Origin of the sequence: Amycolatopsis sp. FU40 (assembly GCF_021903635.1) — a bacterium.
Lineage (GTDB): Bacteria > Actinomycetota > Actinomycetes > Mycobacteriales > Pseudonocardiaceae > Amycolatopsis > Amycolatopsis dendrobii.
On sequence record NZ_CP091381.1, the window covers coordinates 6,377,864 to 6,392,330 of the forward strand.

At 69.5% G+C, this 14,467-nt stretch carries 13 protein-coding genes; 5 read left to right on the top strand and 8 right to left on the bottom strand.

Annotation, left to right across the window (positions count from 1 at the left end; all coding sequences use genetic code 11):
* Nucleotides 1–8: 8 nt before the first annotated feature.
* Entirely contained in the window at nucleotides 9–602 is a 594-nt protein-coding gene (locus tag L3Q65_RS29790; RefSeq protein WP_009083220.1) for a LuxR C-terminal-related transcriptional regulator, read from the bottom strand.
* 402 nt (nucleotides 603–1,004) lie between these two features.
* On the opposite strand from L3Q65_RS29790, the gene L3Q65_RS29795 reads away from it, so the two are divergent.
* Nucleotides 1,005–1,976: a glycoside hydrolase family 3 N-terminal domain-containing protein gene (locus L3Q65_RS29795; RefSeq protein ID WP_237597220.1), complete on the top strand. Its 972-nt coding sequence runs from the start codon at nucleotides 1,005–1,007 to the stop codon at nucleotides 1,974–1,976.
* 30 nt (nucleotides 1,977–2,006) lie between these two features.
* Entirely contained in the window at nucleotides 2,007–2,516 is a 510-nt protein-coding gene (locus tag L3Q65_RS29800; protein ID WP_237597221.1) for an HAD domain-containing protein, read from the top strand.
* 1 nt (nucleotide 2,517) lies between these two features.
* Here the strand turns inward: L3Q65_RS29800 and L3Q65_RS29805 are convergent, their stop codons facing one another.
* On the bottom strand, nucleotides 2,518–3,930 hold the full coding sequence (locus L3Q65_RS29805; protein ID WP_237597222.1) for a tetratricopeptide repeat protein: 1,413 nt from the start codon (nucleotides 3,928–3,930) through the stop codon (nucleotides 2,518–2,520).
* A 99-nt stretch (nucleotides 3,931–4,029) separates the two neighbouring features.
* Between L3Q65_RS29805 and L3Q65_RS29810 the strand changes: the two genes are divergently transcribed.
* Nucleotides 4,030–4,941: a PHB depolymerase family esterase gene (locus L3Q65_RS29810; protein WP_237597223.1), complete on the top strand. Its 912-nt coding sequence runs from the start codon at nucleotides 4,030–4,032 to the stop codon at nucleotides 4,939–4,941.
* Between the two features lie 42 nt (nucleotides 4,942–4,983).
* Complete coding sequence (locus L3Q65_RS29815; RefSeq protein ID WP_182889898.1) at nucleotides 4,984–5,382, top strand: hypothetical protein; 399 nt, start codon at nucleotides 4,984–4,986, stop codon at nucleotides 5,380–5,382.
* A gap of 68 nt (nucleotides 5,383–5,450) precedes the next feature.
* Here L3Q65_RS29815 and L3Q65_RS29820 read toward each other — a convergent pair whose 3' ends face one another.
* Complete coding sequence (locus L3Q65_RS29820) at nucleotides 5,451–6,611, bottom strand: NAD(P)/FAD-dependent oxidoreductase (protein WP_237597224.1); 1,161 nt, start codon at nucleotides 6,609–6,611, stop codon at nucleotides 5,451–5,453.
* 209 nt (nucleotides 6,612–6,820) lie between these two features.
* Here L3Q65_RS29820 and L3Q65_RS29825 point away from each other — a divergent pair, with 209 nt between their 5' ends.
* Nucleotides 6,821–8,185, top strand: coding sequence for a cytosine permease (locus L3Q65_RS29825; RefSeq protein ID WP_237597225.1), 1,365 nt, complete (start codon nucleotides 6,821–6,823; stop codon nucleotides 8,183–8,185).
* On the opposite strand, the gene L3Q65_RS29830 is transcribed toward L3Q65_RS29825, so the two are convergent.
* From L3Q65_RS29830 to L3Q65_RS29850, 5 genes are read right to left on the bottom strand one after another with little or no spacing between them, the layout of a single operon-like run.
* A complete protein-coding gene (locus tag L3Q65_RS29830) occupies nucleotides 8,154–9,029 on the bottom strand; it encodes a hypothetical protein (protein WP_182889895.1) in 876 nt (291 codons plus the stop codon). The genes L3Q65_RS29825 and L3Q65_RS29830 overlap by 32 nt on opposite strands.
* Nucleotides 9,026–11,512, bottom strand: a complete 2,487-nt coding sequence (locus L3Q65_RS29835) for an Hsp70 family protein (protein ID WP_237597226.1) — start codon at nucleotides 11,510–11,512, stop codon at nucleotides 9,026–9,028. The genes L3Q65_RS29830 and L3Q65_RS29835 overlap by 4 nt, the downstream gene beginning before the upstream one ends.
* Nucleotides 11,505–12,005 (bottom strand): hypothetical protein, encoded by a 501-nt coding sequence (locus L3Q65_RS29840; RefSeq protein WP_182889893.1) that lies wholly within the window; start codon nucleotides 12,003–12,005, stop codon nucleotides 11,505–11,507. The genes L3Q65_RS29835 and L3Q65_RS29840 overlap by 8 nt, the downstream gene beginning before the upstream one ends.
* The gene (locus tag L3Q65_RS29845; protein WP_237597227.1) at nucleotides 12,005–13,348 is read right to left on the bottom strand and encodes a hypothetical protein; all 1,344 of its coding nucleotides are present in this window, start codon (nucleotides 13,346–13,348) and stop codon (nucleotides 12,005–12,007) included. The genes L3Q65_RS29840 and L3Q65_RS29845 overlap by 1 nt, the downstream gene beginning before the upstream one ends.
* Nucleotides 13,349–13,398: 50 nt before the next feature.
* Nucleotides 13,399–14,436, bottom strand: a complete 1,038-nt coding sequence (locus L3Q65_RS29850; RefSeq protein ID WP_182889891.1) for a LacI family DNA-binding transcriptional regulator — start codon at nucleotides 14,434–14,436, stop codon at nucleotides 13,399–13,401.
* Nucleotides 14,437–14,467 lie beyond the last annotated feature (31 nt).

Here is a 14,467-nt window from a genome sequence, read left to right on the forward strand (position 1 = left end):
AGCATCCTTTAAATCACTCCGGCGCGCAGCGCGTAGGCGACGGCGTGCGGACGGTTCCGCAACTTGAGCCGGTTCGTCATGCCGTAGATCACGTTCTTCACGGTCCGCTCCGAGTAGCAGAGCTTGTTCGCGATTTCCGCGGTGTCCCAGCCCTCGGCCATCAGCCGCAGCACGTCGACCTCGCGCGGCGACAGGTTGGTGCGGTCGCCGTTGCGGCGCAGGGTCTCCGCCTGCTGCAGCAGATCCCGCATCGAGGTCTCGCGTCCGGAAGCGGCGGCCACGATGCTGCGCACCAGCTGGTCGCCGCCGATCGCGTCGCGCGGCAGCACCGCGGCGACGTGCCAGGCGGCCAGCTCGGCCAGATCGTCGGCGTCCACGTATCCGGCGACGAACACGATGGCCGCGGGGGTCTCCGAGGCCGCGGCCCGCAGCGCCGCTTTCACCTCGCGGGTGACGCGGTTCGCGGCGAACACGAGCACCGCGGCTTCACCGCGCTGCTGGCCCGGCATCACCCGCACCTCGCGGCGCGTGCGCAAATGGTCGATGAGGCCCGCGAGGGTGATCGGGTCCGAAGCCCATGCCGCAACCTTGACCTGATTCATCGCTGCCTCCCCGGTGCAGAGCCTGTGCTTGCCGTGTGCCGGTCAGTGTGCCCACCTCGGCTTCACGAAATCTCTAGTCGGGACGCGCTCATTCTTCACAGCGTGAAGTTGGGCCCGCCGGTGGGGTTCGGTTACCGTCACGGAGACCTGTCCAGACCAGCAGAGGAAATGATGAAGGCGCACGCACGACCCCGCTGGAGCACCACAGGAGCCGTGAGCGCGTTAACGCTCATATGTGCACTTTCCGCGTGCTCCGGGGATCGTTCCGGTTCCGGAACAGCAACGCCCGCCCCGCTCGCACCGCCGAGCGCGGGGAGTTCGCCGCAAGCCGCTCCACCTGCGTCAACCTCGCCGGCGCAGACTGTGCCGGGACGGGGGACGTGCGCTTCCGCGGTGTCGGCGATGGATCCGCGGGCACGCGTGGCGCAACTGGTGGTGCCAGGCGTCAACGCGGGCGACCCGGCGGGCGTCGCGGACCTCGTGCGGCGGCAGCAGGTCGGCGGGATCTTCGTGGGAGACAAAAAGACCACGCTGTTGCAAAATGGCGCGCTCGACGGGGTCCAGCGGGCGGCGAAGATCCCGGTTTCGGTCGCCGTCGACGAAGAGGGCGGCCGCGTGCAGCGCATCGACGACCTCGACGGCTCCCTCCCGAGCGCCCGGCAACTGGCGGCCTCGAAGACCCCGGACGAGGTGCGCGCGATCGGCGAGCAGCGGGGCAAGCAACTGCGAGCACGCGGGGTGACGGTCGACTACGCACCGGACGCGGACGTGAGCGACGAACCCGACGACGCGGTGATCGGCGACCGTTCTTACAGCCCGGATCCGGAAAAGGTGCGGCAGTACGCGATGGCCTTCGCCGAGGGCCTGCGCGCGGGCGGGGTGCAGCCGGTACTGAAGCATTTCCCTGGCCACGGCCATGGTTCGGGCGACTCGCATCGAGGAACCGTCGTCACCCCGCCGCTCGACCAGCTGCGCCGGGTCGATCTGGTGCCTTACCGGGATATCTCGGAGTACGGACCGGTCGCGGTGATGGTCGGGCATCTCGAAGTGCCTGGGTTGACCGGGGACGAGCCGGCTTCGCTGGCGCCTCAGGCGTATCAGTTGCTGCGCAACGAGTTCCACTTCACTGGGCCGGTGATCACCGACGACCTGGGCGGAATGAAGGCGATCACGGACCGGTTCGCGTTGCCGGACGCGGTGTTGAAGGCTTTGCGGGCGGGGGCGGATCAGGCGTTGTTCTCGTCCGGGCACAACGACGTGGGGGCGGTCGTGGACCGGCTTCAGCGGGCGGTGGAGAGCGGGGAGTTGCCGGGGGCGAAGGTGACGGCCTCGGTGGAGCGGGTGTTGGCGGCGAAGGGGTTTTGCACTCCTTGACCTGGCGAATGGCCTGGGTAGCGTCGGAGGGTGAAGCCGATTCTGCTGCTCGACGTGGACGGGCCGCTCAACCCTTTCGCGGCTGAGGCCCCGCCGCTCGGCTACGTCGAGCACCAGTGGCGTGTTTCGCGCTGGCGACGAAAGGCCGGGCGGCGGGCCTGGCTCAATCCGGCGCACGGAGCCGCGTTGCTCGCTCTCGCCGAGCGGACCGACGCCGAACTCGCATGGGTCAGTTCGTGGGAAGACGAGGCCAACGCCACCGTCGGCCCAGCGCTCGGGCTGCCCGCGCTTCCGGTGGTCGGAGTACGCGCCTACGAGCAGCATCCGGACTGGAAGTACGGCGCGGTCGGCCGCTTCGCAGCGGGGCGGCCCTTGGCGTGGCTCGATGACGACTTCGGGCTGTTCCCGGGTGCGCGGCAGCGGTTCCTCGAACGCCGTGGACGCCTCGCGACTGCCCTGATCCCGGTCCATCCAGCTGCGGGCATAGGTCCGGACCACCTCGCTGCGGTGGAAACCGCCCTCCAGCAGAGAAAATCCTGACTCACTCCTGAAGCTGAGCCCACACCGCGGCAGCGCTCACCGTCTGTGGATGGTCCTCCCCCAGCGCCCTTCGGCACCTCGGCAGCAGGTCCTCCAGCACCTCAAGCGCCGAAGCCCGGTCGCCGAGACGGAGGTGGATCTGGACCAGATTCCCGGTAGTCCGCAAGGTGCCCAGCGCATCCGACCCCAAAGCACGGCGGGTTCGGGCCAGGACGTCTTCCGTCTGGTCGCGGGCGCGTTCGTATTCGTTCAGCCCCATATACGCCACGCAGAGGTTGCTCGCGATGATCAGCGTCAGCGGGTCGTCCTCGCCCAGAACGCGGCTCGCGCGGGGCAGGAGGCCGGACAGCAGGTCGTGGGCCTCCGCGTGTTCGGTGGTGCCGATCAGGCAACCGGCCAGGCGGTTGGCGGCGGCGAGGGTGTCCGGGTGGTCCTCGCCCAGCGCCGTGGTCCATTCGGCGTGGACGAGGCGGCCAAGCGCGGCACCGGGATGAGCTTGGCCGGAGACGAAGAGGTAGCGCAGTACTCGGATGAGCAGCGCGCGACGCTCCGGCGGTTCGTGGCTGCGGAAGTCCGGTTCGAAGGCGGCCATCCGGATGGCGTTGGCGACCCGGCGGTATTCGGGCCACGATTCCTTCAGGTCGGGATCCAGGTCCACGGAGGCTGGGGCTTCCGACAGGGGCGGCAGCACGGGGTAGGGCGCGGGCTGATCCCAGAGGGATACGGGCGCACCTGACGCGGCGAGCAGGTTCGACGGACAGCCGCGTTCGTGGAAGAGGTCGCAGCCGGAACTGAGCACCGTATGCGAGCGGCCGGAGCAGAGAACGGGCACGGGGTACGCGTGGAACGGCTCGCCCTGGTTGTCGATGACCGTGGTGCCATGGCGGCCCGCGCACGTCCAGTCCACTTCCAGCCGCCAGGCGACCTCGTGGGTGGTGGTGATCGGTTCGATCTCGAACTGCTCGACGTCGGTCGCGCTGACGGTGAACGGAAAGTCCGGGCCCTGCGCGACCAGGCGCGGCGACGGGGCGTCGAAATCGGTCGTGAAGGGGCGTGGTTCCAGGATCCCGCCGACCCGGACCAGCAGGCAGGCCGGGCGCGGCGGGGTCCGCGAGACGACCACGACCCGCGCGGATTGCAGGACGACCGCTCGGGTCGTTCTGGCTTCCACCGTGATGACGTGGACCGTCCCGCCGGGCACGGCGACCCGCGGCGGATCGGTGTCGAGCACCAGATCGGCCAGTGTTCCGCCGGGTCGCAGCCGGACCGAGGCGATGAGCGGGTCGGCCAGATCCGCCGGACTGTCGCCCGATCGGCCGACGTTGATGTCGCCGTGCACCGCCCCGGCCATGACGACCTTGTCGAACTGGCCGCCGGTGATGCGGTTGGCAGAGGACTCTTCCGCGTCCGTCACCCGAGCGAGCCTAGCCGTTAACTCAATGAACGAAAGGTTCGTCCGGGGCCGGTGCGGGGTGACTATGGTCGCGCTCGCCCGTCGATCGAGGAGGATCGGATGTCCGGACGTTTCCGTGCAGGCGTTGCCGTACTAGCGGCGGCGATCGGGCTCGGGGTGCTCGCCGCGCCAGCATCGGCTGAAGCACTGCCGACAACTGGATGCGGGCAGGCGGTGGCGAATCCCGGCACCACAACCGTCGAGCATCTGACCTCCGGCGGGGTCGATCGCGAGTACCGGATCTACGTGCCCGCGCGGTACAACCCGCACCGGCAGTACCCCGTCGTCCTCTCCTATCACGGGCACGGCCGCACCGCGGAGTACCAAGAAGAACTGTCCGGCTTCTCCGGCTCGGACGTGATCGCGGTGTACCCGCAGGGCGTCACCGGCACCGACGGCAAGTCCGCCTGGACCGGCGCGCCCTACTCGGCCCCGGTCGACGACGTCCAGTTCACCGGCGACCTGCTCACCTCGCTGCAGCACCGGATGTGCGTGGATCCGGCGCGGATCTACGCCGCGGGCAAATCGAACGGCGGCGGGTTCGTCGGCGTGCTGGCGTGCCGGATGGCCGACCGGATCGCCGCGTTCGCCCCGGTTTCCGGTGCGTTCTACCCCCAGGGCGGCGCCTGCCATCCGAGCCGGAAGGTCGCGCTGATCGACTTCCACGGCACGGCCGACACCACCATTCCCTACACCGGCAATCCGGCCAAGGGGCTGCCGTCCATTCCGGACTGGTTGAACGGCTGGGCCGCTCGTGACCGGTGTTTCCCTTACCCGGTCTCGGTTTCTCCGGTGCGCGGCGTGGTGAAGCAGTGGTGGCCGGGGTGTTCGCTGGTGCATTACCGGGTGGAAGGGGCCGGACACGTCTGGCCTAGCACCAAACCGAACAACGACTCCGACACCCCTGCCGTCATCGACGCCACCCCGGTGATTCTTCAGTTCTTCAAGGCGCACCGGCTCGCCGGAGCCTGAATTTCCGCGCCGGGCGATCGCCGAATGTGGCATGGTGACCGCGTGCACCTGCCATCCGCGGCCGACCAGATCCGGCGCTTCGAATGTCTCCGGATCACCGACATCGAGACCCGGGATTGGGCCGGCGTCCCCGGCGAGGTGCTCGGCGGGTGGGACGGCGACGACGTCGCCCCGATCGCCGAGCTCATCGCCGAACTGCCCGCCGGGAAGTTGCTGCGCTGTTTCTTGCCCCGCTACGGGATTCGCGCGCACGGTTCCGAAGGGGTCTTGTTCGAGATCGCCTTCTGCTTCCGCTGCAACGGCGCGCTGACCCTGCTCCCCGGCCGGGACGAGCAAGACCTCATCGCGTTCGATGCTGATTCCACGCCCGCCCAGCGCCTGCTCGAGAAGTTCAAGGCTCTCGACCCGCATCCCGCCGCACCTCGCGGCGTCCCCGGATAACCCGGATAACAACGCCTCGTGCGGGCGGCTCGGCTACCGCTGAGCTCGCCCGCGCGCGCGGCATCGCCTCAGCTGATCCGCTCCGCCGGTTCCCGCTTCTTGGCGAGCATCCGGCGGAATCCCTCGGCGACGATCTTCGCGGTGTCCTTGCCGTTGTCGGCGGTAATCCGCTTGACCATCTCCGCGGACTCCGCGGCGACCTTCTCGCTGCGGGCGAACATCCGTTCCTCGTGCAGGGCCAGCGCGGTCTCGACGTCGTCCGGATGCGCGGCGAGCAGTTCGGCGAGGTCGGAGCCGTCGAGCATGGCCAGGTTCGCGCCTTCGCCGTTCGGCCCCTGCAGGTGTGCCGCGTCGCCGATCAGCGTCACGCCAGGGATTCGCTCCCACCGGGGCACGACCGGCAACTTGTAGTGCTTGCGCACGATCGGCGCGGTGTCGCTGCCGGAGATCAGCTCGCGGATTTCCGGAGCCCAGTCGGCGAACTCGGCCGCGATCCGGGCGAGAGCGTCCGAGGTGTCGAGGCCTTCAAGCGCGTCGAACCACTCGGCCGGTTTCTTGAGCATCGCGTAGGTGTGCAAGGCGTTGCGTTCGCAGTGCACCATGATGCGCCGGTCCGGTCCCGGCGAGCCCATCCCACCGCCGCCCACGACCTTCGCGGCCTCCGGATGCCGGATCTCGGCGTCGTAAAGGTACGTCTCGACAAAGGTGAGGCCCATGTACTCCGGCACCACGTCGGACAGCAGCGGCCGCACCCTCGACCACGCGCCGTCGGCTCCGACCAGCAGTTTCGCGACGACCGAACCCCCGTCGGCGAAGGAAACCTCGTGGCCGCCGTCGACCGCGCGGACGCCGCTGACCTTCCGGCCCCAGCGGACGGCGCCCTCCGGGAGCGAGTCGAGCAGCATCTGCCGCAGTTCGCCGCGCAGGAGTTCGGGACGGCCGCCGGTGCCGTCGTCGGGGTGGTCCAGCAGGACGGTGCCGTCGGGATCGAGGACCCGCATCTGCTGGCGGCCTTCGAGGATCAGGCCGCGGAACTCGTCCATCAGCCCGGCCGCCTCGACGGCGATCTGGCCGTTGTAGTCGTGAATGTCGAGCAGTCCGCCCTGGGACCGCGACATCGGCGACGGTTCGGCCTCGTAGACCTCGGCCGGGATCCCGTGCAGGTACAGGACCCGGGCCAGGGTCAGTCCGCCGAGGCCGGCGCCGATGATGGTGACTGGAGTCTGCATTGTTCTCCCCGGTTAGCTGGTGACCTCTGAAGACTGGCGGCCGTCGCTGGCATCGGCCGCACACTTCGCTGGCAGTCCGCTGCCAGGCGCTGACAGCCAGTCAGGGTCTGGGATCCGAGACAGAATCGTCCGGCGGCTACTTGGCCGGCAGGGCAGCGCTGACGTTGAGTTCGTCCAGCGCATTCACCGAAGAACCGCAGGAGGGGTACGTGGCGGCCACATTGGAGCGACGCTCGATCGACCCGGTGCCGGAGTCCGAGCGGCACGGGCATCCGCGCAGCCTCTTCACCCTGTGGTTCGCGGCGAACACGCAGATCACGTCGGCGGTCACCGGCGCGCTGACCGTGCTGGTCGGCGTGCATCCGCTGTGGGCGATCGTCGCGGTCGTGGCGGGCAACGCGCTCGGCGGCATTCCGATGGCGCTGCACGCCGCGCAGGGGCCGAAGCTCGGCATCCCGCAGATGATCCAGTCGCGCGCGCAGTTCGGCGTGTACGGCGCGGCGCTCCCGTTGGTGCTGGTCGTGGTGATGTACCTCGGCTATTTCGCGAGCGGTTCGCTGCTCGGCGGTCAGGCGGTCGCTCAGATCACGCACCTGCCGACGGACGCCGCGATCGCGGTCTACGCGCTCGCCTCGGCGCTGATCGCGATCGTCGGATACCGGCTGATCCACCGGTTCGGCTGGATCGCGTCCGCGCTGTCGGTGGTCGTCTTCCTGTACCTGACGATCCGGCTGATCAGCGGGCACGATCTCGGCACCGTGCTCGCCGCGCCGCACCTGGACTTCCCGAAGTTTCTGCTCGCGGTCTCCCTGACCGCTTCGTGGCAGCTCACCTTCGGCCCGTACGTCGCCGACACCTCGCGCTACCTGCCGTCGGCGACGTCAGTGCGCGCGACGTTCTGGTGGACGTACGGCGGCACGGTGCTCGGCGCGGTGTGGGCGATGTCGTTCGGTGCGCTGGCGTACGCCATTGCCGGGAAGGCGTTCAAGGGCCACGAAGTCGCGTACGTCGTCGGTCTCGGCGGCGAGGCGCTGCTCATCCCGCTGCTGCTGGCCATCGCGCTCGGCAAGTTCACGGTGAACGTGCTGAACATCTACGGCGGCTACATGACCGTCGCGACCGCACTGACCGGTTTCGGCCGCCGCGCCGCGCTCTCCCAGGCGACGCGGATCGGCTATATCGCGGGCGTCGGGGTGGTCGGCGCGGTGATCGCCATCCTCGGCCGCGGTCAGTTCCTGTCGAACTTCGTGTTGTTCCTCGACTTCCTGCTGTACTTCCTCACCCCGTGGAGCTCGATCAACCTGGTCGACTTCTATCTGCTGCGCAAGGAGAAGTACGACCTCGACGCGCTCTACGACCCGAACGGCCGCTACGGTCGCTGGGCCTGGCCCGCACTGTCCGCGTACGTGCTCGGCATCGCGGTGCAGATCCCGTTCGCCAACGTCGAAGGCATTTTCGTCGGCCCGATCGCCCCGCTGCTCGGCGGCGCGGACATCTCGTGGCTGCTCGGCCTCATCGTGCCCGGCGCGCTGTACGTGGCGTTCATGCGCCGGTCGGCCGCACTTCGAGGGTGACCGTCCGGGCCGGGCTCGCGCCTTGGTCCGCGCTGGCGACGGCGAACGCGGTCAACGGCAATCCGCTCTCTGCGGCGAGCACTCGGGCCGCGGAGGACGCGCGAGCCAAGGAGACCGTCGAACCGCCGCTCGCCGGTCCGCCGGGCACAGCGACGCCGTAACCGATCACGGTGACGCGAATGGACTGTCCTTTGAGTACTTGCGCCCAGCCCGTCAGCGTCGTTCGCCCTACCTCGTTCGGAGTTGTCGCGTTAGGACTGAAAAGGTTGCGGTCGAAGCTGACGGTGACCGAGTCGGAAACGACCTTTGCGGACACACCTGGTGCCGCCAGCGTTTTGGCTAGCCGCTTCAGTTTTTCCTGCCGCTCCTTGGCCGCGGTCGCGTCGCGGGATTCCTCGCCGTGGAGGCGGTCCAGTTCTGCGCGGAGACCGTCGTCCGATTTGGCCACGGTAACGACCGGAGGAGGCGGCGACTGTCGCGTGGTCAGCACCATTCCGCCCGCGATCGCGCCGCCGATCACTGCCACCGCACTGGCAGTCAGCAGGTACCGGCGAACCGGCCGCCTACACAATCGTCCGGAATGGACTTTCGCGATCACCTGGCGTCCCGCCTCCGCAGCGGAATTTCCCGGCTGCAGGGCCAAGACGGCCGCCCACGCCGCGTCCGCCGCGGCGAGATCTCCGGACTGCGCGTGCACGCGAGCGAGCAGATCGAGCCGCGCGGGATCACCCGCCGAATCCGGTTCCAGAAGCGCGACGGCCGCCTCGTAGTCGCCACGCCGGGCGAGGTCGGCGCCTTCGGCGAGGACGAGTTCCCTTTCCAGCGCCTGCGAAAGCCCGGTCATTCCCGCTCCCCGCGAAGAATCCCGCCGCCTGGCTGACCTGGCCGGTCGTCCGGAAGCAAACGGCGCAACCGGCGGTTGACGTCCGGCAGCGCGGCCCAGTTCGACGTCGCGACCAGGTGCTCGCCCTCGCGGATCAGCTCCCGCGCGCGGGCCGGGTCCGACATCGTGTCGCGCGCGGCCCGCAGCGCGTTGAACACCTCCAGGTCCAGCGAACCGTCCCGGCGCAGCAACAGCACTTGCAGGTCCAGCGCCCGGTCGGACAGCCGCTCGCCCGCCTCGACGTCGTGCGATTCGGCGATGGCCGCGTACCGGCGCTCGATCTCGGCCAGTTCGGTCCGGTCCTCGTCCGCGCCGACCCGGTCGACCAGCTCGCGGCAGTGGTCGATCTGGTCCCGCAGCCGTTCCAGCACCTCGGGAACGCGCAGCTCCGCCTCGATGTCGTCAAGATCCGCCTGCACGTCGCGCATCCGCCGTTCCGCGGCGACCGCGGCCCCCTCGTCCGCGTCGCCCGAACGCACCTCGTCGCGGACCGCCGCGACGCTGCCCTGTTCGTCCAGCCGGTTCAGCAGCCCGCGCGCCCGGTCCGAGCGCGTCCCCTCGACCTGTGTCCGCACCTGCTCGCGCCGCGCTTCCAGCTCGTTCAACAGCCGGCGCAGGGTCTGCGGATCCGGCACGTGCTGCTGTTTGAGATCGATGACCGCCTCGAACTCGTTGTCCAGCAACGGAACCTCGGCCACCACCGACACCTGCCGCGAATCGTCCATCTCGAAAGTCATCACGACCTCGCTGCCGCGCGGCAGGTCGAACCGCACGTCCTTGGCCCGGATCTCGATGACGCCCACCTGCTGGTTCCGCTCGCCGCGGCGACGTTCGCCTTCCGCGACCGGAATCCGGATCACCGAAGACGTGTTCCCTCGCAACAATGTCGCCGTGGTGAAGAACGTCTGCCGTTTCGCCGCCGGCAGCGGCGCGTTCTTCATCAGCATCGGGGTGAAGGAACCGTCGGCCTCGGTCAGACCGACCGTGTTGACCACGGTCTGTCCCATCATTTCGTTGAGCTGGTGGGTGATCGTGAGCGAGCCCGGCTGCACCGGAACAGGCGCGCCGGCCGGATCGAGCAGCTCGATCTCGAACCGGTTCGTGCTCAGCTCGTCGAGGACCGCGTCGACGGTGAACGTGCCGTCGGCGGAAAGCGAAACCTCCGACGTCCGGTAGACCGGCTTGCGCTGCGGCGCGCTGAGCGCGATCCGGAAGCGCGCCCAGTCGGCCGAACCGTCTGTCGCGCAACGGCCGGACACCGGCACGCTCGGCAGGCTGGTGGTGGCCGGATAGGACAGTTCCAGCGAGTACTCGCCGCGTTTCGCCGGGCGTACCGTCCTCGGGCGCGCCACCGTTCCGGCGTAAGCAGCGGCACCGCGCGCCACCACCGTGCTCGGGTCTTGGCTGTGGTCGAGCGGAATGCCGAGCCCGGCCGACGGATCGGCCAGCAGCTCGCGCAACCCGGGCGCGAGCGTCGGACCGCCGACGAGCAGCAGACGGTCGATGTCCGCCGGGCGCAGATTCGCCGACTCCAGCGCGGTCCGGCACAGCTGCACGGCACGGAGGTAGAACGGCCGGGCCAGCCGGTCGACGTCCTCGCGGCGCACCACGCAATCGAACAGCTCGTTTTTCCCGTCGCCCCGGTCGAGGTCGATCATCACCTGAGTCTGTTCTGCCTGGGAGAGCTGGATTTTCGCGATCTCGGCCGCGCTGCGAAGCCGGGCGAAATTCCACCGCCAGCGCGGATTGCCCCGGGTGAACTCGCTGAACCCGAACTGCCGCGCCGCCTCCGGCGCGAGCAACTGGTCCAGTACTGCCTGATCGATGTTGCGGCCGCCGAGGTGGGTGTCGCCGGCGTGATGCAGCACGCTCAGTTCGCCCTCGACGGTGCTGACCACGGCGGAGTCGAACGTGCCGCCGCCGAAGTCGAAGACCATCCAGTGCGCGCCCTTGCTTTCGTTCTGGAATCCGAAGGCGAACGCCGCCGCGGTCGGTTCCTGCACCAGCGGGCAGTTGCCGGTGAACCCGGCCAGTTTCGCGGCTTCCCGCGTCGCCTCGGTCTGGTTGAGGAGGAACGCCGCGGGCACCGTGATCACCGCCGCGTCCGGCAACTCGCCGGACGCGGAACCGCGCAACGTGCGCAGCACCTCGGCGGACAGTTCCACCGGAGTCATGCTGACCCCGGCCTTCGGGAACTCCCGCCGCGCGTCCGGCAATCCCATGGACTGCTTGAATTCGATGTGCACGCTGTCCGGGTCGTCCTCGATCCGCCGCCGCGCACCCGCCCCGACCTCGATCACGCCGCGTTTGGGCATCCAGACCGCGGACGGCGTGTAGTCCATCTGCGCGTTGTTCTTGATCACCGTCACCGCACCGTCGTCGAGCACCGCGATCGCGCTGTTCGTGGTGCCGAGGTCGATCCCGAAATCGATCGTGTCACGCATCCGTTTCCCCGTTCCCCCGGGCGGCCGGGCGCCCGACGATGACCTGTCCCATCTGGATCCGGCGGCCGGTCAGGTAAATCGACGGCCGCACGGTCTCCACCACCCGCTCGACGTCCAGGTCCGGTTCGTCCTGGAACAACAGCACCTCGAGCGCCATCCCGGAGCCGAACGGGATCCGGTCGTGGTCCTGCACCAGCACTCCTGCCGCGTCGAGCGCGTCCTGGCTCGCGCTGAGGAACCGGCCCGCCTGCCGCGCCGTCCGGTCCTCGACCCCGGCGAGCTTGCGCCGCGCCCGCCACAACGCCGTCGCCGCCTCCGCCAAGTCCGATTCGGACAGTGGCGATGCGTTGTCCGCAGCGGGCAATACCGCGGCGAGCTTTTCGAGCAGTTCCCGCAACCGAGCGCGCTCGTCGGATTGAAGCCCAGGTTCGGCGATCCGGAATTCCTTGTGCTGCTTGCGCTGTCTCGCTTCTTCGCCCCGCCGGTCTCGCATCACAAGCCCCTCTGCACCCGAACGAACGGAGCGACGTACAACAGCGCCGCCGCGACGGCGACGGCCAGCCAATAGGGCGTCTCAACCACGCTGAGAGCCAGGTAAATCCCCACGTCCAGCCCGAGCAAAGCCGGATACCGTCCCGGGCTGGTCCACGGCCGGGCCGCCACGAAGCAATTCGTCAACGCTCCGGCAACCGCGCCGAGGAAAATAACCGCCAAGAGTGCTTCCCGCGGCAGCTTGAAGGCCAGGAACACCGCTGCCGCCACCGCATGCAGCAGCGCGCCGCAGATCCGAGCCGCCGACGGCTCCCGCTCCAGAGAAGGAGTGGGCACATACACCGTGGCAGCGATCTCGTTGCGCGACACGGCTTCCAGGGTCTCCGGGTCGCGACTGCAGCGCCGCGCGACCGCGAACACCTCCCGGACCAGGTTCGCGGACGCGCCGCGCATCTCCGCGAGCGCGACCCCGATGTTGTTCGCCACCACCGCGATCGACTCCGAAAGCGAAGCTGTCCGCCGGAATTCCGCTCGTGGAACCACCTCTTCGAGCCGGTCGAACAGCGGCGCGGTCTCTTCGATAGCTCGCTCCGCGGCCGACTGCACCCGATTCCCGTCCAGATCTCCCCGAAGGTCTTTGAGCAACGCCTCGACCCGCCGGTACGTCCCGTCGGCGATAGCGGTCCGCGCGTCCTCGACGGCATGCCGATCAGCCCCGAACAACGCGAGATACCCGGTGAACCGCCGCGGCTCAGCCGACCTCGTAGCTACTTCGATCAACGGCGCGAGCAACGCGTCCGGCAGCGCCGTCCGCAGTCCGTCCACCGTGGATTCGTCAAGCCGCCGGTCGCCCAGCTTCTCGACACGATGGTTCAGATGCCGCCAGAACGATTCGCTCCGCAGGACCACCGCCCAGCAACTAGCCGCTTCGGTCCACAAGGGAGTCGGGTGATCGTCGGTGCGGTCGGCTTCCGCGTCGAGGGCCGCGGCGTAGGCGGCGACCGCGTTGTCGTGCTTGCGATGCAACTGGAGCGGGCATCCGCAGTCGGTGGGCATGCCCCAGATCCAGAAGACCTCGTCGACGAGCCGGTGTTCGGTGTTGCCCAGCGCGTCGAAGGCCGCCCGCACCTCGTCGGCGGTCACGTCCGCGGGTACTCCGTCCGGCACCGCGCCGCCGACTTCGAGCACCCCCAGGACTCGAAGTCGCCGCTCCCGCACCTCCCGCCGCGTCGCGACCGCGGTGAGGCCGACGATCCGGAACGGGTTGCGCCGGTACAGCTCGGGGGTCGACACCTCCCGCACCCGCGCCGCGGCGGTCCGGCCGCGCCCCTCGTTCGCTCCCATGCCCGGGAAGGTAAAACGACCCGGCTGGGAGGGGTCCCGGAAGAGCCGGGCTAGCTGGACCCGCTGGACTCGCGGACGACCAGCGACACCGGAAGGATCTGCGCGCCCGGCGCGACGTCCTCGCCGTCCAGCAGCCGCATCAGCGTCGTGACCATCGCGTGGACCTGCTCGCGCGGATCCTGGTGCACCGAGGTCAACGGCGGCGTCATGGCCGGAGCCAGCGCGGCGTTGTCGTCGAAGCTGACCACCGCGACGTCGCCGGGCACGTCGCGTCCGGCGTCGGAAAGCGTGCGCAGCGCGCCCACCGCCATCATGTCGCTGCCGACGAACACCGCGTCGAGGTCTGGCACCCGCTCCAGCAGCGTGGCCATCGCTTTAGCGCCGCCGGCCAGGGTGAAGTCGGCTTCCTCGGCCAGCCCGGACGGGTCGATCCCGGCGTCCACGAGCGTCGCGCGCCAGCCGGCGAGGCGGTCGATCGGCGCGCCCTGGTCCTGCGGACCCGCGATGGTCGCGATCCGGCGGCGGCCGGATTCCACCAGGTGCGTCACCGCTTGACGGGCGCCGCCTTCGTTGTCGAAATCCACCAGGTGCACGCCGCGGCGCAGGTCGGCGGCCGGGCCGCCGAACACCGTGGGCAGCTTCAGCAACCGCAACGCCCTCGGCAGCGGATCGGCACGGTGCGGAGCGAAGACGAGGACTCCGTCGACATGGCCGCCCTCGAGAAACCGCACGGTACGCCCGAGGTCTTCCCGGGTATCGCTGAAGAGCAGCACCATCTGGCAGCCGACGTCGGCCAGTTCCCGGTAGCCCGCGCGCATCACCGCGGTCCGGTACGGGTCGTCGAGCAGTCGCGCTTCCGGCTCCGAGAGCACCACCGCGATCGCGCCGGTCCGCCGGGTGACGAGCGAACGCGCGGCCTGGTTCGGCGAATACCCGAGGTCCCGCGCCGCGGCCAGCACCTTTTCGCGCGAGCGCGCGCTGACGTACGCGTCGTCGTTCAGCGCCCGGGACGCGGTGGACCGCGAGACCCCGGCGAACGCCGCGACGTCCTCCAGCGTCGGCCGCTCGTCCTCGGACCGAGGCGCCACTCCGCCCACCCCCTGCCTGTTGATCGGGTCA